The sequence below is a fragment of the Rossellomorea sp. y25 genome, assembly GCF_038049935.1.
In the GTDB taxonomy this organism is placed as follows: domain Bacteria; phylum Bacillota; class Bacilli; order Bacillales; family Bacillaceae_B; genus Rossellomorea.
The window spans coordinates 2,857,166-2,876,541 of the sequence record NZ_CP145886.1; the positions used below are offsets into that span (position 1 = coordinate 2,857,166).

Annotated in this window: 24 protein-coding genes; 3 read left to right on the forward strand and 21 right to left on the reverse strand. The window is 42.1% G+C overall.

Translation table 11 applies throughout. The features are described 5' to 3' along the window. Window positions 1-43 precede the first annotated feature (43 nt). The 15 genes from AAEM60_RS14450 to spoIIM all read right to left on the reverse strand — a co-directional run bounded on the left by AAEM60_RS14450 (window position 44) and on the right by spoIIM (window position 13,015). A complete protein-coding gene (locus tag AAEM60_RS14450; RefSeq protein ID WP_299738108.1) occupies window positions 44-1,522 on the reverse strand; it encodes a spore germination protein in 1,479 nt (492 codons plus the stop codon). Next, entirely contained in the window at window positions 1,515-2,084 is a 570-nt protein-coding gene (locus tag AAEM60_RS14455; RefSeq protein WP_299738110.1) for a stage V sporulation protein AE, read from the reverse strand. The genes AAEM60_RS14450 and AAEM60_RS14455 overlap by 8 nt, the downstream gene beginning before the upstream one ends. Before the next feature lie 22 nt (window positions 2,085-2,106). Beyond that, window positions 2,107-2,529 carry a stage V sporulation protein AB gene (locus AAEM60_RS14460; RefSeq protein WP_299738113.1) on the reverse strand — a complete coding sequence of 141 codons (423 nt, stop codon included), beginning with the start codon at window positions 2,527-2,529 and terminating at the stop codon, window positions 2,107-2,109. Continuing rightward, window positions 2,519-3,139 (reverse strand): stage V sporulation protein AA, encoded by a 621-nt coding sequence (locus tag AAEM60_RS14465; RefSeq protein ID WP_299738115.1) that lies wholly within the window; start codon window positions 3,137-3,139, stop codon window positions 2,519-2,521. Before AAEM60_RS14465 ends, AAEM60_RS14460 begins: the two co-directional genes overlap by 11 nt. A 275-nt stretch (window positions 3,140-3,414) precedes the next feature. Then, window positions 3,415-4,179 (reverse strand): RNA polymerase sporulation sigma factor SigF, encoded by a 765-nt coding sequence (gene sigF / locus AAEM60_RS14470; protein ID WP_299738117.1) that lies wholly within the window; start codon window positions 4,177-4,179, stop codon window positions 3,415-3,417. Between the two features lie 12 nt (window positions 4,180-4,191). Further along, window positions 4,192-4,635: an anti-sigma F factor gene (gene spoIIAB, locus AAEM60_RS14475; RefSeq protein WP_044340117.1), complete on the reverse strand. Its 444-nt coding sequence runs from the start codon at window positions 4,633-4,635 to the stop codon at window positions 4,192-4,194. A 1-nt stretch (window position 4,636) separates the two neighbouring features. Next, window positions 4,637-4,987: an anti-sigma F factor antagonist gene (gene spoIIAA, locus AAEM60_RS14480; protein ID WP_044340116.1), complete on the reverse strand. Its 351-nt coding sequence runs from the start codon at window positions 4,985-4,987 to the stop codon at window positions 4,637-4,639. Window positions 4,988-5,115: 128 nt separating this feature from the next. Next, window positions 5,116-6,282: a D-alanyl-D-alanine carboxypeptidase family protein gene (locus AAEM60_RS14485; protein WP_299738125.1), complete on the reverse strand. Its 1,167-nt coding sequence runs from the start codon at window positions 6,280-6,282 to the stop codon at window positions 5,116-5,118. Window positions 6,283-6,775: 493 nt separating this feature from the next. Next, window positions 6,776-8,080, reverse strand: coding sequence for a pyrimidine-nucleoside phosphorylase (locus AAEM60_RS14490; protein WP_299738127.1), 1,305 nt, complete (start codon window positions 8,078-8,080; stop codon window positions 6,776-6,778). Between the two features lie 76 nt (window positions 8,081-8,156). Continuing rightward, a complete protein-coding gene (locus tag AAEM60_RS14495) occupies window positions 8,157-8,972 on the reverse strand; it encodes a purine-nucleoside phosphorylase (protein ID WP_299738129.1) in 816 nt (271 codons plus the stop codon). Window positions 8,973-9,076: 104 nt separating this feature from the next. Then, window positions 9,077-10,261: a phosphopentomutase gene (gene deoB / locus AAEM60_RS14500; RefSeq protein ID WP_341356560.1), complete on the reverse strand. Its 1,185-nt coding sequence runs from the start codon at window positions 10,259-10,261 to the stop codon at window positions 9,077-9,079. Between the two features lie 207 nt (window positions 10,262-10,468). Beyond that, window positions 10,469-11,362, reverse strand: coding sequence for a site-specific tyrosine recombinase XerD (gene xerD / locus AAEM60_RS14505; RefSeq protein WP_299738133.1), 894 nt, complete (start codon window positions 11,360-11,362; stop codon window positions 10,469-10,471). Window positions 11,363-11,368: 6 nt separating this feature from the next. Beyond that, window positions 11,369-11,596, reverse strand: a complete 228-nt coding sequence (locus tag AAEM60_RS14510) for a YqzK family protein (RefSeq protein ID WP_113967599.1) — start codon at window positions 11,594-11,596, stop codon at window positions 11,369-11,371. A gap of 195 nt (window positions 11,597-11,791) precedes the next feature. Next, window positions 11,792-12,250, reverse strand: a complete 459-nt coding sequence (locus AAEM60_RS14515) for a Fur family transcriptional regulator (RefSeq protein ID WP_044340109.1) — start codon at window positions 12,248-12,250, stop codon at window positions 11,792-11,794. A gap of 111 nt (window positions 12,251-12,361) precedes the next feature. Next, window positions 12,362-13,015, reverse strand: coding sequence for a stage II sporulation protein M (spoIIM, locus tag AAEM60_RS14520; RefSeq protein WP_113967595.1), 654 nt, complete (start codon window positions 13,013-13,015; stop codon window positions 12,362-12,364). 142 nt (window positions 13,016-13,157) lie between these two features. On the opposite strand from spoIIM, the gene AAEM60_RS14525 reads away from it, so the two are divergent. Beyond that, complete coding sequence (locus AAEM60_RS14525; protein WP_341356561.1) at window positions 13,158-13,733, forward strand: GNAT family N-acetyltransferase; 576 nt, start codon at window positions 13,158-13,160, stop codon at window positions 13,731-13,733. Between the two features lie 328 nt (window positions 13,734-14,061). Here the strand turns inward: AAEM60_RS14525 and AAEM60_RS14530 are convergent, their stop codons facing one another. Then, window positions 14,062-14,607: an NUDIX hydrolase gene (locus AAEM60_RS14530; protein ID WP_341356562.1), complete on the reverse strand. Its 546-nt coding sequence runs from the start codon at window positions 14,605-14,607 to the stop codon at window positions 14,062-14,064. Between the two features lie 82 nt (window positions 14,608-14,689). Here AAEM60_RS14530 and mciZ point away from each other — a divergent pair, with 82 nt between their 5' ends. Together mciZ and AAEM60_RS14540 are read left to right on the forward strand one after the other, a co-directional pair. After that, the gene (gene mciZ / locus AAEM60_RS14535) at window positions 14,690-14,815 is read left to right on the forward strand and encodes a Z-ring formation inhibitor MciZ (protein WP_341356563.1); all 126 of its coding nucleotides are present in this window, start codon (window positions 14,690-14,692) and stop codon (window positions 14,813-14,815) included. 79 nt (window positions 14,816-14,894) lie between these two features. Beyond that, window positions 14,895-15,818 (forward strand): aldo/keto reductase, encoded by a 924-nt coding sequence (locus AAEM60_RS14540; protein ID WP_299738150.1) that lies wholly within the window; start codon window positions 14,895-14,897, stop codon window positions 15,816-15,818. A 30-nt stretch (window positions 15,819-15,848) separates the two neighbouring features. Here the strand turns inward: AAEM60_RS14540 and AAEM60_RS14545 are convergent, their stop codons facing one another. The 5 genes from AAEM60_RS14545 to AAEM60_RS14565 all read right to left on the reverse strand — a co-directional run bounded on the left by AAEM60_RS14545 (window position 15,849) and on the right by AAEM60_RS14565 (window position 19,323). Then, on the reverse strand, window positions 15,849-16,397 hold the full coding sequence (locus AAEM60_RS14545) for a GrpB family protein (protein ID WP_341356564.1): 549 nt from the start codon (window positions 16,395-16,397) through the stop codon (window positions 15,849-15,851). Continuing rightward, window positions 16,376-16,606 carry a YqkE family protein gene (locus AAEM60_RS14550; RefSeq protein ID WP_149157685.1) on the reverse strand — a complete coding sequence of 77 codons (231 nt, stop codon included), beginning with the start codon at window positions 16,604-16,606 and terminating at the stop codon, window positions 16,376-16,378. The genes AAEM60_RS14545 and AAEM60_RS14550 overlap by 22 nt, the downstream gene beginning before the upstream one ends. Before the next feature lie 117 nt (window positions 16,607-16,723). Beyond that, complete coding sequence (locus AAEM60_RS14555; protein ID WP_299738158.1) at window positions 16,724-17,386, reverse strand: CoA transferase subunit B; 663 nt, start codon at window positions 17,384-17,386, stop codon at window positions 16,724-16,726. 18 nt (window positions 17,387-17,404) lie between these two features. After that, complete coding sequence (locus AAEM60_RS14560) at window positions 17,405-18,097, reverse strand: CoA transferase subunit A (protein WP_299738160.1); 693 nt, start codon at window positions 18,095-18,097, stop codon at window positions 17,405-17,407. 38 nt (window positions 18,098-18,135) lie between these two features. Then, window positions 18,136-19,323 carry an acetyl-CoA C-acetyltransferase gene (locus AAEM60_RS14565; protein ID WP_299738162.1) on the reverse strand — a complete coding sequence of 396 codons (1,188 nt, stop codon included), beginning with the start codon at window positions 19,321-19,323 and terminating at the stop codon, window positions 18,136-18,138. Window positions 19,324-19,376 lie beyond the last annotated feature (53 nt).

The window sequence follows — 19,376 nt, forward strand, 5'->3', positions numbered from 1 at the left end:
ATTAAACGTAATTTACCACAGAATGAGAGTTGTTGCAATATTTCTAAGATTTCGCAGGTTGCTTATACTTATTTCTCGGCTGCACAATGCTAGGTCTGATTTTTGCTCCCGGCATAGAGCGGCGAATCAGGATTTGCATGAATGCTTTAGGACTGAATGGCATCAACGGCCACAGATAAGGTGTATTCAAAGATTTTATATTTGTAACGAATAAGATAAAAAGTGTTGTACCCACCATCAAGCCAGGGATATGGAAGAAGGCAACTGCAATTAGAAGGAACAGTCTGGCCATCTTGTTCGCAGCACTCAATTCATAACTTGGTGTAGCAAACGTTCCAATGGATGCAACGGCTACATACAGGATGACTTCAGGTTGAAATAACCCTACATCAATGGCTATTTGTCCAATTAAGACAGCCGCTATCAGACCCATTGCAGTGGATAATGGGGTTGGAGTATGAATGGCGGCCACCCTGAACATTTCAACCCCGAAATCCGCTATGAACAACTGTACAATAACAGGAATATTCGTTTGCTCATTTGGCCCTACGAATTTAATCACTTCAGGTAAGAGGGAAGGATCCAATACAAATAGGTACCATAACGGGAGTAAAAACAGTGATGCTAATATCCCTAGGAATCTGGTCCATCTGACAAAGGTCCCGACAGCCGGTGATTGTCTATATTCCTCCGCATGCTGGAGGTGATGGAAATATGTCGTTGGTGTAATGATGACACTCGGCGAAGTATCAACAAAAATAAGAACATGTCCTTCTAATAAGTGAGTGGCTGCGACGTCTGCTCTTTCAGTGTATCGAACGAGAGGATATGGATTATACCCTTGCTTCACAAGGAACTCTTCAACCGTTTTATCCGCCATCGTTAATCCGTCGATCTTAATACTCTTCAATTCTTTCTTGATGACTTCAATTAAGCTCGGATTTGCAACATCATTTATATAAGCAATGGAAATGTCAGTTTTAGATCGTTCCCCGATACGAAATATTTCAAACCTCAATCGTGGATCCCGGATTCTTCGTCTTGTTAAAGCGGTATTCACAATAATATTCTCTACATAACCATCTCGGGAACCACGTACTACCTTTTCAGTATCAGGCTCTGAAGGCTGTCGCCCGGGATAACTACGAACATCAACAATGATTGCCTCGTCGTACCCTTCGACAAAGACTGCTATTAATCCTGATAGCACTTCGTCAACTGCTTCTTCAATCGTTTTAACCGGCTCAACCGATTGATGAACAAGGCGATTATGTACAATCTCATATAATCGGCTCGTTGCACGCTCATGATCATTGATCTCAACGAGTTCCTCCACTATTTGAATAATGTAGGAAGCATCAGTCAACCCGTTAATATAATAGATGTGCACTCCTTTTTTCAAAATCATGAGTTTACGGACACCTAAATCAAAGCTTTTGTTTAATCCTACATGATTCTTCATGTACTCTTCTATAACAGCTAAATCTTTTGATATTGGTATTTCTTTCGTTTTCTCAGGCATGATATCCGCTCCTTTCCAAGATGATTTCAACAGCCTTTTTCGTAATGGGCGAACCTTGTGAGTAGTGATCCCTTTTGGCCATTTTGCCTATGTCACCAATCCCGACGATAACGGGAACATCCAGCTCATCAAGGCAATAAACCGTATCTCCCGTTAATCTTCCCAAATCCATTTCAGGTACACCAAATTTATCTACCCCATATGGAGTCAATTCACCAAATTTATCAATGCATACATCCACTCTTGTCCATTCTGCCTGCCTGGTTTTACTGGCTACCGCAATGATGCCGAGCACGTCTATGCCAGGGTGGTTCGCAACATACTTTAGTGCCCTTTCGCCTGCACCTTCTCCAATAAATCCACTATCATCAAACATCACAAAGACGGGGTCATTCTTTGCACTTCTGATTAATTTCACAACCTCTGGTCCTGATAATACAGAAGGATTTCCTTTAGAGCTTGAGATACATCGTCCTCCATACTCCTTTGCCACGCACTCGATTGCCCGCTTGGCATATTCATCTCCATCTGTAATCAGGATCACTTTTCTTTTGTCGTCCATATGAACCCCTGCCTCTTGCTGTTTATTGATGAACCAAGTAGAGCCAATGAAAAAGTGAGCCGACAATTTTCCCAAATACAATCGCCATAATGAGAATGACGATTTGACCTTCAATCCCAATCCGCTTTGCGAGGATCGGGAACACATTCAATACCTCTGTTAATGCAGCCGCCAACAGCCCGATGAACACTCCGCTCGCTAAACCGATGGGCATAAGAACGAATGGGGAAAAGTGCAGCGTATAATTATTTAAGCTGACAAATCCTCCTGCCAGTGCACCTGTAATGACGGCCAGTTCATAGTGGTGAATCATTTTCATTGTTTTTGTTAACTGAGTTAACCTTGGGATGATTCCTAATACGGTTAGAAAAGCTACGAACCCGGAACCGACTGCCAGTCCACCAGCAAAACCAATAAATACTGTAATCAATACGCTAATGGTCATCTAATTTTTTCTGACTTTCTTTATTTTCATGCATGATGACATATTGATCTAAATCCTGCTGGTAATTAAACATTTCAACTTCTAGTGGACTCGGCTCTTCATTAAGTCTTTTTCGAAACACATGGTTGAAAAATAAGATCATCCCAAGGCCTAAACCGAATGAATAGGGAACTTGAAATAATAATGGATGCGGATCCTCATCCCCAGTTACAAAATGATACAGCCTCTGATGAACCTCCCTCATACTTACATCTTCATGAAAATTCATAATTGCCAGGGCTGCACCGATGAATAATAGTAACCAAACGCCAATGAAGAGCGGAAGAGAGATTTTCTTTTTCTCATAGATCACTTCAATAATACTTTGTGTGGGTCCAATCGTTTGAATATCAAGATCTGAGAAGTCCTTGCATATTTCTCTTATCACCCTCATCACATCGACCACAATGATATTCTTATCAGATGCCGTCACTTGATGGATCGGGATTTGCTTTAATTCTTCTAGAATATTTTCAGGTGCTATGATTTGAGCAAGCTGTCCAAGCTTGACTGTACTCTCTTCCCTTACCTGCACTCGATGACGTAAGCGTATATACAAAATACCTTCCATGCAGTTCACTTCCTGAAAACATGATTTTCTCTTCGTACCAATAGTATGGATTAACGGAAATAATTTATGTAATGGCTGCAAGTGGCCAGTTGAGATGCATGGAGGAGGAAGTGAGAAACAGTATAGATTTTGTAGGTTCGGAGCTTTTGAAAATGGCAACAATTTCAAAGGGAGATTGTGGGGTCAATATATACTCAAATGTTGTATTCACTTCACAAATTAAAAATAACCTTGTCGTTTCAACATGATTCTTTGAAACAACAAGGTTATTTTGCCTAAGATTCTGTATGCATATGATCTTTCATTGTTTGTAATATCTTCTTCTCCAGTCTCGATACCTGGACCTGGGATATACCCAGTCGATCTGCTACTTCCGATTGGGTTTGGTCTTTGTAATACCTTAAATACACAATCAGCCGTTCCCGATCATCCAGTTCCCTTATGGCTTCTTTTAAGGCGATTTTGTCAAACCATTTATTATCGCTATTATCCGCAATCTGATCCAAAAGGGTAATGGGATCTCCATCATTTTCATAAACGGTTTCATGAATCGAAGAAGGGGCCCTGCTTGCTTCCTGAGCCATGATCACCTCTTCAACCGAATACTCCAGATGTTCGGCAAGCTCACTCACCGTCGGAACCCTCCCAAATTTCTTGGAAAGTTCATCCTTGGCTTTACGAATCTTGTTTCCCATCTCCTTCAGGGAACGACTTACCTTTACAGTTCCGTCATCCCGGATGAACCGCTGGATTTCCCCGATGATCATCGGTACAGCATAAGTTGAAAACTTGACGTCGTAGCTTAAATCAAACTTATCCACTGATTTCAGCAACCCGATACTGCCTATTTGAAAGAGATCATCAGGTTCATATCCCCGATTGAGGAAGCGCTGGACGACAGACCAAACCAAGCGCATATTCTTTTGGACAATTAAGTCCCTGGCACTTTGGTCACCGTCCTGACTCTGCTTTATGAGCTCTTTCACCTCATGATCCTTCAAGAAGGTCTGTTCCTTTTCATTTTTAACTTCGACATCCATGGGCACGACTCCTTAATTGCATAGCGCTTTACTATTGGTCAAGTGCTTCTTTAGTCTTACCGTGGTGCCTGTACCTGGGTGTGATGACACTTCTATTTCATCCATGAAATTCTCCATAATGGTAAAGCCCATGCCAGAACGCTCAAGCTCTGGCTTGGACGTGAACAATGGTTGACGGGCTTCCTCTACGTCACCAATCCCGATTCCCTCATCGCGAATGGTCATATCTATGAAGCCATCCTCTTCCATAATGACAGAAATATAAACGGTACCATTTGGTCTGTTTTCATATCCGTGGATGATGGCATTTGTCACGGCCTCCGATACGACTGTCTTAATTTCAGTCAATTCATCCATAGTCGGATCTAACTGTGCAATAAACGAAGCAACGGTAACTCTGGCAAAGGACTCATTTTGGCTTAAAGAACTGAATTGTATGTTCATTTCATTTCTCATGTTATGCGACCCCCAATCTTTGTAATGCGTTTTCTTCAGACGGCTCAAGACGGATAATCTTAAACAACCCTGACATTTCAAATAATCGGTTTACAGAAGGGGAAATCGCACACACAACCATCTCTCCGTGCTTTTGTTTGATCTGCTTGTATCGGCCTAAAATCACACCTAAACCTGAACTATCCATAAAGCTTAATTCCTCTAAATTCAAAATGATATGCTTCACATTCTCACTTTCAATCAGATTCGAAGCTTTTTCCCTAAGCTCATCAGCAGTATGATGATCCAACTCACCACTTAAACGGACACACAAAACATCTTTTTTGACTTCTAAGTTAATAGCAAGACTCACTATCAGAAAGCCTCCTTCTCTGTCGTATAGTGAGTCATTTCGCTATTCTTTTAATAAATTCCTTCTCCATGACAAAACTAGAAGGAATTCGTCATAATTAGAGGTTATTTTTATCAGGAGTCGTGGATTTACTTTCCGACTTTAGTGAAAAGTCCAAAGGATTTTTTGTATAACTCCCACCAGCTTGCATCTTTCACACTTTTCTTTGCAACGAGAGTGCTTTCCAATACTTTTTCCCCTTTGTTCATGATGACAAGGGTCCCGACTTTATCTCCTTTTTTGATAGGGGCCTTAAGGTCTTTAGAAAGTGTTATCTTCTGTTCCACTTTATCCAGTTTTTCACCTTTTTGGGTTAACAGGGAGATCGGCTCTTCCGTCACTGCATCCACTCTGTTTTGTTTCCCTTTCGATACTTTCACTTGTGCCAGGGAGTCCCCCTTTTTGAAGAGAGGTTTGGTTGAATACTGATTGAAGGCATAATCCAGCATTTTACTTACCTCGTTGTTTCGCTCTTTAGGAGTCGGTGCTCCGAACACAACAGCAATGACTCTCATATTATCTTTCTTTGCCGTTGCCGTTAAACAGTATTTCGCTTCATTTGTGAATCCCGTTTTCAGCCCGTCTACTCCGTCATAAAAACGAACCAATTTATTCGTATTCACCAACCAGAATTTTTTATCCGTATCTTCACGCAAGTACGATTCATAGCTGCCTGTAAACTTGGTGATTCCTTCATATTTTAGAAGTTCTTTGGCCATCATGGACATGTCATGTGCCGAACTATAATGATCTTTGGACGGTAAGCCTGTCGGGTTTTTGAAATGAGTGTCTTTTAACCCAAGCTCTTGTAACTTTTTGTTCATCTTCTCGACAAAGGCTTCTTCACTTCCTGAAATATGCTCGGCCATGGCTACTGATGCATCATTGGCAGATCCAATCGCAATTCCCTTAAGCATTTCTTCAACAGACATGCTCTCACCGGGCTCCAGGAAGATTTGTGATCCACCCATCGAAGCGGCATATTCACTTGCACGAACCTGGTCTTCCCACTTTATTTGACCTTTTTCAAGGGCTTCCATGATCAACATCATTGTCATAATCTTGGTCATGGATGCTGGTGCCAGCTTTTCATGACTATTCTTCTCATATAGCACCGTTCCAGTATCCCGCTCAATCAAAATAGCTGATTTCGCTACTTCAGCTAATTCCGATTTCTTCTCCTGGGCAAACCCCATTGAAGGAAATAAAAAAGCTGCTAAAACAAATGTCACTACTATATACGCAAAACGTTTCATCCAACTGTCCTCCAATCAAATCTCGTTTTTAATCAATACTCATAGACCCATTTTTTCCAACTGCATCATTTTTATACAAACATTGGTAAAAAAGTGGGGTTGGTTCATGGATGATAGGTTGTAAGTGGTTGAAAGATGGCTAAATTCAAAGGGGGATTCTTCAAATAAAGGATGAAACATCAAGATCACTGAGATGCAGCATTTTTGTCTGGTGAAATCAGCTCTTTTGAGTTCGAGAGAGTGCTATTGAAAGTTCGATGCGTCATTTTCACGAATAATTGCGTCAAAATTCGATTTATTGCGTCTGTTTGGGGTGGAATTGCGTCAATCTGGACGTTAATTGCGTCAATTCCAACGTTAATTGCGTCTTCCACACTTGCAATTGCTGATTTGTCCATAATACGGTATTCGCATTTCCTTACAAATTCATAAAAAAAAGCCCCTGCCAAAGAGAAATAATCCTCTTGGCAAAGGCCTCGATCAAAATTAAAAATCAACCCGTGATTTCTGTATGAATCAACGTAGGTGCTTTCACATTTTCAGATGTAACTTTTATGCTTTCATATAATTTGTCTTTTACATTTTCAATGTTCTCTTCATTGCTGTAGATGGTCACAAGGGAATCTCCCGCTTTGACCGAATCGCCAATTTTCTTGCGAAGTTCAAGACCAACCGCTAAATCGATAACAGAATCTTTCGTCGCACGGCCAGCCCCTAACCACATAGCAGCCGTTCCTACTGCATCTGCAACAATTTCAGATACATAGCCATCTTCTTTCGCTTCAAGCTCAATCTTGTACTGAGCTTGTGGAAGCTTTGAAGGATCATCCACAACGGATGGATCTCCACCTTGTGATTCAAGGAATACTTTGAAATTCTCAAGAGCTGATCCATTTTCAATTGCTTTCTGCAATAGCTCTCTCGCTTCTTCCAATGTTGATGCTTTTTCAGCCAGGTATACCATATGACTTCCAAGCGTTAAGCATAACTCTGTTAAGTCTTCTGGACCTTCACCTTTTAACGTATCGATCGCTTCTTTTACTTCAAGTGCGTTTCCGATCGCGAAGCCCAGTGGCTGACTCATATCCGAAATGACCGCCATTGTTTTTCTGCCGACGTTGTTTCCGATATTCACCATTGCTTTGGCAAGGTCTTTTGAATCGTCCAGTGTTTTCATGAAAGCTCCGGCACCCGTTTTTACGTCAAGTACGATAGCATCCGCACCAGCAGCTATTTTTTTACTCATGATGGAACTTGCGATGAGAGGAATGCTATTGACCGTTGCCGTCACATCACGTAGTGAATAAAGCTTTTTATCAGCCGGTGTCAAATTACCACTTTGTCCGATAACGGCTAACTTATTCTTGTTCACTAATCGGATAAATTCATCGTTTTCAATTTCCACATGGAAGCCTTCGACGGATTCAAGCTTATCGATTGTTCCTCCAGTGTGTCCAAGACCTCTTCCACTCATCTTCGCTACTGGTACGCCAACGGAAGCAACCAGTGGTCCGAGAACGAGGGTGGTTGTATCACCCACACCGCCTGTGGAGTGTTTATCTACTTTAATTCCTTCAATCGCCGACAGATCGATTTGATCTCCTGATTCGACCATTGCCATTGTCAGGTCGGCTCTTTCTCTATCGCTCATATCTTTAAAGAAGATGGCCATTGTCAGGGCACTTACCTGATAATCAGGGATGCTTCCATCTGTATATCCTTCAACGATAAATTTAATTTCTTCTGTAGAAAGTTCTTTACCTTCACGCTTCTTCTCTATTAAGTCAACCATTCTCATTATATTCACCCGCTCTTATAGTATTAGCCAAAGGGGCCTCCCCTTTAGTTAGTTATCATTTTGAACCTTCCATCGCTTAGATAGACGTCACAATTTCTTTCACATATGCTAAGAAGTTTGCACGTACCATTTCAGTTGTCTCCATCACCTCATCATGTGAAAGAGGTTGATCAAGGATACCTGCAGCCATATTTGAAATGCAAGATATACCGAGAACTTTGATTCCTCCATGACGAGCGACAATCACCTCAGGTACAGTCGACATTCCAACCGCGTCTCCACCAAGCGTACGAGCAAGGCGAACTTCAGCAGGCGTTTCGTATGTAGGGCCTGTATTCCCCACGTAGACACCTTCCTGAACTTCAATAGAAAGCTTCTCCGCGATTTCTTTCGCTTTTTGACGCAGTACTTTACAATAGGCTTCTGACATATCCGGGAATCTTGGTCCTAAGCGTGAATCGTTTGCCCCAATTAGTGGATTGCCACCCATATTATTAATATGATCAGAAATCAGCATCAAATCTCCTGCCTTAAAGCTTTCATTTACTCCGCCGGCAGCATTTGTCACGATCAAAACTTCGACGCCCAGTTCTTTCATAACGCGGACGGGGAATGTGACTTTATCGAATCCATACCCTTCATAATAATGAAAGCGCCCTTGCATGGCGACAACTTCTTTTCCTGCCAGTTGACCAAAAACAAGCTGGCCGGCATGACCTGCCACTGTAGAAACAGGAAAGTCAGGGATTTCTTTGTACGGTATTTTTACTGAGTTTTGGATTTCATCGGCTAAGACGCCTAATCCCGATCCCAGGATGAGTCCAATTTTCGGTTGCCCAGTGTATTGATTTTTTAAGTGATTTGCTGCATTTTGGATGTTTTCGTAATTCATGTTCATTACTCCTTTTATTATCATTCAAAGTAAAGAGGAGGAATTGGGCTGATGTTCCTGCACCTCCATCCCTCTCCCTTTCACTATTTTTTCACTCGGAATATTTATTTCAATTGTGATAAGAAGCTTCGACCAAACTTAGGCATGGTCACATTAAAGTTGTCTGCCACGGTAGCGCCAATGTCTGCGAATGTTTCAGAGATAGGTAGCTCTTTCCCTCCGTCAAAGCGTTTTGAATAAACGAGAAGTGGAACGTATTCTCTCGTGTGGTCTGTTCCTGGAGCCGTTGGATCGTTCCCGTGATCGGCTGTAATGATAAGAAGATCGTCTTCTGTCATTTTCTCGAATACTTCAGGCAGGCGGGCATCAAATTCCTCTAACGCTTTTCCATATCCTACTGGATCACGACGATGTCCGTATAAAGCATCGAAATCGACAAGATTCAGGAAGCTTAAGCCTGTGAAGTCTTGGTCGAAAGATTTAATGAGTCCGTCCATTCCGTGCATATTATGCTTCGTACGAATAGATTCGGTCACTCCTTCGCCATTGAAAATATCTGATATTTTCCCAATGGCGACCACGTCAAACCCGGAATCCTTCAGTTCATTCATTACGGTACGGTTAAAAGGTTTCAATGCGTAGTCGTGACGATTGGATGTACGTTTGAACTCGCCTGGTTCACCTACGAATGGACGAGCGATTACACGACCTACAAGGTATTCCTCTTCTTTCGTGATTTCACGGGCGATTTCGCAAATTTTATACTGCTCTTCAATCGGAATGATCTCTTCATGAGCTGCAATTTGAAGGACAGGGTCAGCGGAAGTGTAGACAATAAGAGCTCCAGTTTCCATGTGCTCTTTTCCTAATTCTTCAATAATCTCAGTTCCACTTGCAGGCTTATTTCCAATGATCGTTCTGCCTGTCTCTGCTTCAAGCTTTTGAATCAATTTTTCCGGGAACCCATCTGGATACGTTTTGAACGGTTTATCAATATTTAGACCCATTATCTCCCAGTGCCCAGTCATCGTGTCTTTTCCGACAGAAGCTTCCTGCATTTTCGTGAAGTATGCTAACGGCTTGTCAGCTTTTTCAATTCCCTTCACTTCTTTTATATTGGAAAGCCCTAGTTTTCCCATATTGGGCATGTTCAGTCCATTCATATGTTCAGCAATATGTCCAATCGTATCCGTTCCTTTATCATTGAATAATTCAGCATCAGGCGCTTCACCAATTCCTACTGAATCCATGACGATTAAATGAACTCTTTTGTATGTATAGTTACTCATTCAAGTAAACCTCCTATATGTGTTCCTTATTTAAAAAAGCGGTTACATTTTTGATCTATAATCGTATCTTACCCTTATCTGCATTATAGCAATCGACAGGATTTAACGTCAGAAGTCTGACATCTATATTCTACTTTTCCCTTTCCAAAAAAACAAGAGAGATCCCTTAAAGAATTCTATTTTCTTTAAGATCTCTCTCTTCATCATTTAAGCTCGAGGATGGAATTGTGAGTATACATCCTTTAAGCGTGTTTTCGTTACATGTGTATAGATTTGTGTGGTGGAAATGTCTGCATGACCGAGCATTTCTTGAACTGCCCTTAGGTCTGCCCCATTCTCCAATAAATGGGTCGCGAATGAGTGCCTGAGTGTATGAGGAGTCAGATCCTTTTCAATATTGGCTTTTTTCGCAAGAGCTTTTAAGTTCTTCCAGAAACCTTGTCTTGTCAGGCCTTTACCATGATGATTCAAAAACAGGTGATCATCGCGGTGCTTCTTGCTTCTTAATTTCAACCGGGCATCTTCCAGGTACTTCTCAAGAACATTCATTGCCGTCTGTCCGATGGGGATAATCCGCTCTTTGTTCCCTTTCCCGATACATCGTACAAATCCCATGGTCAAATGGACGTCATCCAATTTTAGTTGAATGAGTTCACTTACCCTGATACCAGTCGCATAAAGGATTTCAAGCATTGCTTTATCTCTCATCCCAAGTGGTGTAGATTCCTCAGGGGCTTCGAGTAAAGCTTCCACTTCGACGATGCTTAATATCTTTGGAAGCGTCCGCTCTGTTTTCGGTGTCTCGATATGCACAGTCGGATCTTGTTCCGTCGCTTTCTCTCTTAACAAAAATTGATGGAAGGATCGGATTGATGCAACATGACGTGCAACTGTCTTTGAAGATTTCCCCTGACTCTTTAAGTGGCCTAGAAATTGGACTATGTTCATTCTCGAAACGGCGTTCAGTTCCGATATTTCTTCCACCTTCGCTAAGTATAGTGCATAATTCTTTAAGTCACGCTGGTACGACTCTATCGTATTTTTGGCCAGTCCTTTTTCTACTATTAAAAAGTGCATGAAATCTTGAATATGGTCTTCCACACTACATTACTCCCCGTTCATATAAAAAAATAATAGCCGATCATACCAATGGCTTTCTTCATCCGTCACAGAAGAATACACCTTGACTGCTGCTCCCTCTGGTTCATCATATCTGTGATAGCCTTCGTATTCTTCACTGATCCACATAATACCATAGTAAAACAAAATCGTTGATCCGGTAAACAAAATAAACACTTTAATGGTCTGCCATACCATTTGAATTCCTTTTATCATCCTGTCGTCCTCCATATACATCGGTACTAACTCCTATTAATACAAGCTATGACGTTTTTAAACTGTTTTATACCTTATGGAGTTATAAACTGTAAAAAATTCTGTTCGAGTATGTAAAAAAGCCTTAAAGAGTATGTATGGGATGTTTCAAAAGAGAAACAACGACAGGAGTCTTTAAGGCTTTCAGGCATCATATTATTCTTCTGGGTCCTCTTCTTTATCCTGGCATCTCGAACAAATGCCATGAAAGGTAAGGCGGTGATCTTTTATTTTAAACTTCCAATCTCGTTCAACAATCGTTTCCACGTCTTCTAAGAGATCTTCTTGAATTTCATCGACCGCTCCGCATTCAATGCATACTAAATGATGATGAAAGTGGGCTGCCCCTTCTTGTCTGAGATCATAACGGGATACACCATCGCCAAAATTGATTTTATCCACAATTTTCAGTTCAGATAGCAATTCCAACGTACGATATACGGTTGCCAGTCCAATTTCCGGAGATTTTTCCTTAACGAGGAGGTATACATCTTCGGCGCTTAGGTGATCTTCTTCATGTTCTAATAACACGCGTACCGTTGCTTCGCGCTGTGGCGTAAGCTTGTAGCTGGCAGAATGAAGTTGTTTTTTTATTCGTTCAATACGGCTTTCCATGGTCCTCTCCTCCCTCGTCAATGTCTTTACTATTATATCAAAAAGGGAGGAATAAGCAAAATAAAATTATTATAATTAAACAAATAAAACGATTCTTATATAAGAATCGTTTTATTTTATTTTCGAAATAACCGCTTCCATTAAATTCGGGGAAAGATAAGCCTCAATACTGGCTGCAATTGTGACAATTCCGATTGCTACCACTAAGAAAATCACGTATCTGGATAAAAACGGAATCATTTGAAACTGCATGGATGAAGTCTGCCTCATGAAAATCTTTCGAATCAACGTTAGGGAGAAACTTGCGCTGATCGCTCCGATGAAAATAAACGCCGGAATAATGATGATATTTTGCGGTAAGACGCTTACAAAGGATAATAAAAATCCGCTCCACCCCATTTGATTCACCAAAAAACCTACCGAAAATCCGACCACTACACCCTTCATAAATAATAGAACGAAGATGAGGGGGAGTCCAATAATAGAGATTCCCAGTAACCACATCAACCCAAGGTACTTTACATTATGAAGGAAACTCTGACGGAACAGTTCTTCTGCTGACGTCATACTCCCATCTTCCATTTCACTAAAGAACTTACTTAAATAGAAATAGAGGTCTTCCTTTTGGGCAAAAGACAATGAATTAACCACGATTGCTCCAAAAATAATCCCCATTAAAAACAACGTAATGATAAATAAATAGATTGAGGAATGTGCTTGTACATGTTGGACGAGTGGATTTGAATTTGATATTTTTTTGCGCATCACAGTGCTCCTCCTAGATATCGATTACTAATCTATATGTGGGGAGGGACACGTTTATTCTCCTCTCTTCTATTCTATTGAACTTCCATGGAGATAAACGTATAATCATAGAAACCTTATTATGGAAGTGGAGGGACATATTTTGGACAAAACAAGTTTAATCGAGTTTCCTGATAGGATTGAAACATCCCGCCTCTACATTAGACCATGCATGCCCGGGGACGGTCCTGACGTCTTTAATGCCATCCAGGAATCCAGAAACGAATTGAAGCAGTGGCTTCCCTTCGCCCGGAAAGCACAAACCCTTGAAGAGGTGGAGGCCGGGGTCCGGGATTCCTATGCAGAATTCATAAAGAAGACCGACATTCGACTACATATTTATCTCAAAGATACTGATGGATTCATTGGGTCTACAGGGTTTCACCGCATCGACTGGGACGTGCCAAAAGTGGAGATCGGATATTGGCTTCACACGAAGCACACAAAAAAAGGGTATATCGTTGAAGCGGTAAACGCGTTGACACATTTCGCCTTAAACGAACTCTCCTGCAAGCGGGTGGAAATTCGCTGCGATGATAGAAATGCAGGTTCCAAAAGAGTACCTGAAAAACTGGGATTTACGCTAGAAGGCATTATTCGTCATGATCATCTTGATGAAAATGGGACAGACGCACGTGATACATGTGTTTATTCTCTGATTCCAGCAGACCTCAATTAAGATTTGATATTCTTGGAGATTGATTGGGTTACAAAGCTTATGAATTCATGAACATTCCACTACTGAATAACGAATCGTATGGCAGTTCAGTCATTATTAGTCCATTTAGAGAGTGAAATATGATCTCAGAACTGGGGATTGGCGCTTCGAAAACTGGAAGTGATGGCCGATTGCGCCAATTTGCTATTTATTGCGTCGAAATCCGGGGTAATTGCGTCACAATCAGTCGTAATTGCGTCAATTTTTCATTATATGCGTATTTTACCAGAATTTATCAAAAAATAAGGAAGCTGGCCTCCTTCTCCTTAGGAGTCCAGCTTCCTTCACCTTAACTCTTATTTTGCAGTTGCAGATATTGAACGGCATAAGCCGTTTTTGCATCGTAAATCCGCTGTTCTTTTATAAGCTGCGCCGCTTCCTCGACTGTTACTTCAATCAACTCTACAAATTCATCTTCATCCGTTTCTTTCGATTCCTGAATGGGATAAAGGTCGTGAGCGATATACAAGTGAACCAGCTCATCTGCAAATCCTGGAGACGTGTAAAACGAAATCAAATGCTCCAGGTTCCCACATCCGTAGCCCGTTTCCTCTTCCAATTCACGAATGGCTGTTTTACCGGGCTCTTCCCCGGGCTCTAGCTTCCCTGCAGGAATTTCGATGATGGATTTCTCCAACGCTTTGCGATATTGCTCTACCATGACAAGCTTCCCCTCTGGTGTTAACGCAATAACAGCAACAGCCCCAGGATGCTTAATCAGTTCTCTCTTGGAAGTCTTTCCATTGGGAAGCTCTACTTCATCCACCTGAAGATCAATGATTTTCCCTTGATAGATGGTTTCCGTTTTAATCGTCTTTTCTTCAAATTTTTTCATCCGCTCAACTCTCCTTGTTCTGTCGTTGACCTTGTCCTCATACATTTTACCATATCCCATTCGAGGATCGAGGTGAAACCCCTTGAAGGTGATTGCTGAAAAAGACCGGATCATCCTGGTAGGTAAAGCATGGGAAATCAGGGAGAAGCTGAAGCAATATAATCAAATCTACTCCACGGTGAAGGAATGGATCGAAGCCAATCGTTGAAACCAGCCGTATCTTTTGTTTATTCGTCCCCACTTTCGTTAATATAATAGAGAGTGCTAATGTCGAAAGGACGGATACAATGGAAAAAAGACAAATAGGAAACTCCGATTTATTTGTATCAAAGATGGGACTCGGTTGTATGTCACTTGGAACCGAAGAGACAGCTGCCAAGGAAATTGTACAACACGCTTTAGAGAATGGGATCAATTATCTTGATACCGCTGATTTATATGACTTTGGTCAAAATGAAGAAATTGTGGGTAAAGCCATCCACGGGGTCCGAGACGACATTATTCTTGCCACAAAGGTAGGAAATCGCTGGGATGACGTGGAAGATGGCTGGCGCTGGGATCCTTCCAAATCCTATATCAAGTCTGCCGTCAAGGATAGCTTATCCCGCCTGAAAGTGGACTATATCGATCTTTATCAGCTTCATGGCGGGACCATTGAAGATCATTTTGATGAAACGATCGAAGCATTTGAAGAATTAAAGAGTGATGGTTTGATCCGCCATTATGGAATCTCCTCCATCCGCCCGAATGTCATTAAGCGATTCCTGAAGAGTTCTTCCATAGAGAGCGTGATGATGCAGTACAGCTTACTGGATCGCCGGCCGGAAGAATGGATGGACCTATTGAATGAGAATAAGGTGAATATCGTGGTTCGGGGGCCTTTGGCAAAAGGACTTCTTTCTGAGAAAATGCTTTCCAAAGCTTCTTCGAAAATGAAAGAGAGTGGGTATCTGGACTATTCTTATCAAGAGCTTCAAGAAACGATCGAATCCATTCATAGCAAAATGGGAGACCAGCGCAAAATGAATGAGCTTGCCCTCCAATATATTCTTTCCCACCAATCGGTTGCAGCCGTGGTTCCGGGAGCCAGTTCTGTTCAGCAGCTTCAGGAGAATATTGATGCTGTCAATGCGAGCCCTCTATCTACTGAGGCGCTGGAAATGCTTAAACACTTAACTAAATTATCACGGTATGAGCAACATAGGGATTGAGTGAACAAAAAAATAAGCGGGTCAGGGTTCTTAATTCCCTTCCCGCTTATTTTTTTTATACCAATTTACCGCCATTTTTTCCAAGTCCTTCACAAATTGATCTTTCCCTTGAATGTAGCCTTCCATATCATGTGGGAATTTTTTTGCAAGCCTTGATTTTAGTTCACCATATTGTCGGGCTTCCGTTTCGTGTTCTCTTAAATAATCACGAAACGCTAAGTGTCTGATCACATGATCGATTCCATAAGGGAAAATATGAAGATGTACGGCTCTCTCATTCCCTTCTCCCTTATAAAAGTAGCGACGGTTCGGGATACCATTCTCCCCTTTTCCCACAAAATCCAGTTGGCTGAATTCTTCTTTCCTGTCATTAATGCTCTCAAGGTCAGGGACTTCTATTAGGATATCGATAATCGGTTTAGCGGCTAAGCCAGGCACCGACGTCGAGCCGATATGATGGATGGTTGAATCCGGGAGAATCTTTTCCAGTGATCGCTTTTCTGTTTCGAATTTTTCTTTCCAGTCTGATTGATGAGGTACTACTTTTACATCCCTCATCAATCCTTGTAACTCTTCCAATCCATGCTGCTTTCATTCAGCAGCTCTTCAAAGCTCTTATTCTTTTCCCGCTGCTTTTTCTCTTCTATTTTTTTAAGACGCTCTTCTTCCTTTTTCACAGATTCTACTTTTTCAAGCTCTTTCTTCTTCTGCTTTAATTGTTCGAATAGATCCTGGTTGATCGAATTCTTTAAGGTCATTTCTGCTTCCTGTTTCTTTTTCTTGGACATGTACTGATTCCCCCTATCTGTCATAGTTATAAATCTTTTTATGATTTTAGTCAAAAGTCAGGCTCAAAAAAAGCCGGTCAAAAGGGGTACTCGCCCCTTCTAACCAGCTCTGTCTACTCAATAGGCTTCCAATTTCACATCTTCCCCTACGATCAATGTCGCATCTGTTGATGATTGGATATCTTCCACGGAGAAGCCGTTCGCTACTTCACGAAGCAGTAATCCTTCATCCGTGACATCCATCACAGCGCGATCCGTGATGATGCGGTGCACGACGCCTTTTCCTGTCAGAGGCAAGGTGCATTCTTTCAGGATTTTGCTCTCTCCTGCTTTATTGACATGCTCCATGATGACGATGATGCGCTGGGCTCCGTGAACGAGATCCATCGCTCCGCCCATTCCTTTGATCATCTTCCCTGGGATCATCCAGTTGGCAAGGTCCCCGTTTTCGGCAACTTCCATTCCACCGAGGATGGCGATATTGATATGCCCTCCGCGAATCATTCCGAATGACTCCGAACTATCAAAATATGAGGAGCCTGGAATCGCCGTAACGGTCTCTTTTCCTGCATTGATGAGGTCAGCGTCGACTTCATCTTCAACTGGATAAGGTCCGATTCCAAGTAATCCATTTTCAGATTGAAGAACAACCTGTTTGTTTTCTGTAATGTAGTTGGCTACCAGTGTAGGCATCCCGATTCCTAAGTTGACATAGAAACCATCTTCAATTTCCTTTTCCGCTCTTCTTGCTATTCTTTCACGCATTTTGGCACGATCCATCCCGTTCCACTCTCCCTTCTATGATTGTTTCACTGTTCTTCTTTCAATGCGTTTTTCCTGCTCTGCTTGAATCAGTCGCTGCACGTATATGCTTGGTGTATGCACTTCATTCGGGTTGATTTCCCCAATTTCAACAAGCTCTTCTACTTCAGCAATCGTCACTTTCCCAGCAGCCGCAATCATCGGGTTAAAGTTTTGCGCCGTTTTGTTGTAGATCAGATTTCCCATCTTGTCGGCCTTCCACGCACGAACCAGGGAAAAGTCTGCAGTATAAGCTTCTTCCAGCAAATATTCTTTTCCATTAAACGTGCGTGTTTCTTTCCCTTCGGCTACCGGTGTTCCGACTCCTGCCGGCGTGTAGAATGCAGGAATTCCTGCTCCCCCGGCACGGATCTTCTCAGCAAGCGTACCTTGAGGAACCAATTCAACCTCCAGCTCACCAGATAGAACCTGCCTTTCAAATTCTTTGTTTTCCCCTACATAAGAACCAATCATTTTATCAATCTGCTTATTTTTGAGCAGTAAGCCGAGACCCCAGTCATCTACACCGCAGTTATTTGAAATGACGGTAAGATTTTTAACACCTTTTTCTACAAGGGCCAGAATGAGTTTTTCAGGGATTCCGCATAAACCGAATCCTCCAACCATTAAAGTGGCTCCATCATGGATGTCTGCCACCGCTTCGTCATATGAAGTGTATACCTCTTTCATTGTATTCCCTCCTCGAATCTAGTTTTCGCGGTCTTTATTTATTTGTGGAGCTCAACGACAGTCGCAACGCCCTGTCCACCACCGATGCAAAGTGTAGCCAAACCGTTCTGAACGTCTCTCTTCTTCATCTCATGAATCAGTGTAACTAGGATACGCGTTCCACTTGCTCCAATCGGGTGACCCAATGCAATGGCTCCCCCATTCACATTCAGGGCATCCTTCTTAAATTGAAGTTCTTTATCTACTGCTAATGATTGGGCAGCAAATGCTTCATTTGCTTCAATCAAGTCCATATCTTCAATTGTCAGCTTTGTTTTTTCCAACACTTTTTTCACTGCTGCAACAGGTCCGATTCCCATGACGCTCGGATCTACACCTGCATTGGCATTCCCTTTAATCGTCACTAGAGGGGTAATGCCCATTTCGTCGGCTTTCTTCTTCGACATGACGACCACTGCAGCGGCTCCATCATTGATACCTGATGCATTACCTGCTGTCACGCTGCCATCTTTTTTGAAGGCTGACCGTAGACCGGATAACTTCTCGGCAGTCGACCCTTTACGGGGGAATTCATCCTGTTTGAATACAATAGGGTCTCCTTTTCGCTGCGGGATAGAAACGGGGACGATTTCATCTTCAAAACGGCCGGATTCAATCGCAGAAGCTGCCTTTTGCTGGCTCCAGGCCGCAAATTCGTCCTGTTCTTCACGTGTAAGGGAGTAGCGGTCACAAAGATTCTCTGCCGTTACACCCATATGATAATCATTAAAGGCACACCATAAGCCGTCGGAAATCATGCTGTCGACTACTTTCTGGTCTCCCATTTTGTATCCTTCTCTTGCTCCTTTTAGTAAATATGGAGCTTGACTCATATTTTCCATTCCACCTGCAACAATAATATCCGCATCTCCTGCAAGGATTGCCTGGGTTGCCAGGTGAACCGTTTTTAATCCTGATCCACACACTTTGTTAATGGTCATAGCAGGTACTTGCTCAGGCAGTCCCGCTTTAATGGATGCTTGGCGAGCCGGATTTTGACCTAACCCTGCCTGCAATACATTCCCCATGATCACTTCATCTACATCACTTGCATTCAGTCCAGCCTTCTCTAAGGCATCTTTAATCACAATAGCTCCAAGTTCCGGAGCTGAAATACCTTTTAAAGATCCGTTAAAGCTTCCGATGGCTGTTCGGACAGCACTCACAATGACGACTTCATTCGACATCTTTCTTCCTCCCTTTCTCTTCTGACTGATTAGTCTGCATGTTACTTACCTTT

Excerpts from the sequence above, each read along its gene's own strand:
- AAEM60_RS14450 (WP_299738108.1), bottom strand. The coding sequence starts at position 1,522 with ATGCCTGAGAAAACGAAAGAAATACCAATATCAAAAGATTTAGCTGTT.
- AAEM60_RS14455 (WP_299738110.1), bottom strand. The coding sequence starts at position 2,084 with ATGGACGACAAAAGAAAAGTGATCCTGATTACAGATGGAGATGAATAT.
- AAEM60_RS14460 (WP_299738113.1), bottom strand. The coding sequence starts at position 2,529 with ATGACCATTAGCGTATTGATTACAGTATTTATTGGTTTTGCTGGTGGA.
- AAEM60_RS14465 (WP_299738115.1), bottom strand. The coding sequence starts at position 3,139 with ATGGAAGGTATTTTGTATATACGCTTACGTCATCGAGTGCAGGTAAGG.
- sigF (WP_299738117.1), bottom strand. The coding sequence starts at position 4,179 with ATGGATGTCGAAGTTAAAAATGAAAAGGAACAGACCTTCTTGAAGGAT.
- spoIIAB (WP_044340117.1), bottom strand. The coding sequence starts at position 4,635 with ATGAGAAATGAAATGAACATACAATTCAGTTCTTTAAGCCAAAATGAG.
- AAEM60_RS14485 (WP_299738125.1), bottom strand. The coding sequence starts at position 6,282 with ATGAAACGTTTTGCGTATATAGTAGTGACATTTGTTTTAGCAGCTTTT.
- AAEM60_RS14490 (WP_299738127.1), bottom strand. The coding sequence starts at position 8,080 with ATGAGAATGGTTGACTTAATAGAGAAGAAGCGTGAAGGTAAAGAACTT.
- AAEM60_RS14495 (WP_299738129.1), bottom strand. The coding sequence starts at position 8,972 with ATGAATTACGAAAACATCCAAAATGCAGCAAATCACTTAAAAAATCAA.
- deoB (WP_341356560.1), bottom strand. The coding sequence starts at position 10,261 with ATGAGTAACTATACATACAAAAGAGTTCATTTAATCGTCATGGATTCA.
- AAEM60_RS14510 (WP_113967599.1), bottom strand. The coding sequence starts at position 11,596 with ATGATAAAAGGAATTCAAATGGTATGGCAGACCATTAAAGTGTTTATT.
- AAEM60_RS14515 (WP_044340109.1), bottom strand. The coding sequence starts at position 12,250 with ATGGAAAGCCGTATTGAACGAATAAAAAAACAACTTCATTCTGCCAGC.
- spoIIM (WP_113967595.1), bottom strand. The coding sequence starts at position 13,015 with ATGCGCAAAAAAATATCAAATTCAAATCCACTCGTCCAACATGTACAA.
- AAEM60_RS14530 (WP_341356562.1), bottom strand. The coding sequence starts at position 14,607 with ATGAAAAAATTTGAAGAAAAGACGATTAAAACGGAAACCATCTATCAA.
- AAEM60_RS14540 (WP_299738150.1), top strand. The coding sequence starts at position 14,895 with ATGGAAAAAAGACAAATAGGAAACTCCGATTTATTTGTATCAAAGATG.
- AAEM60_RS14550 (WP_149157685.1), bottom strand. The coding sequence starts at position 16,606 with ATGTCCAAGAAAAAGAAACAGGAAGCAGAAATGACCTTAAAGAATTCG.
- AAEM60_RS14555 (WP_299738158.1), bottom strand. The coding sequence starts at position 17,386 with ATGGATCGTGCCAAAATGCGTGAAAGAATAGCAAGAAGAGCGGAAAAG.
- AAEM60_RS14560 (WP_299738160.1), bottom strand. The coding sequence starts at position 18,097 with ATGAAAGAGGTATACACTTCATATGACGAAGCGGTGGCAGACATCCAT.
- AAEM60_RS14565 (WP_299738162.1), bottom strand. The coding sequence starts at position 19,323 with ATGTCGAATGAAGTCGTCATTGTGAGTGCTGTCCGAACAGCCATCGGA.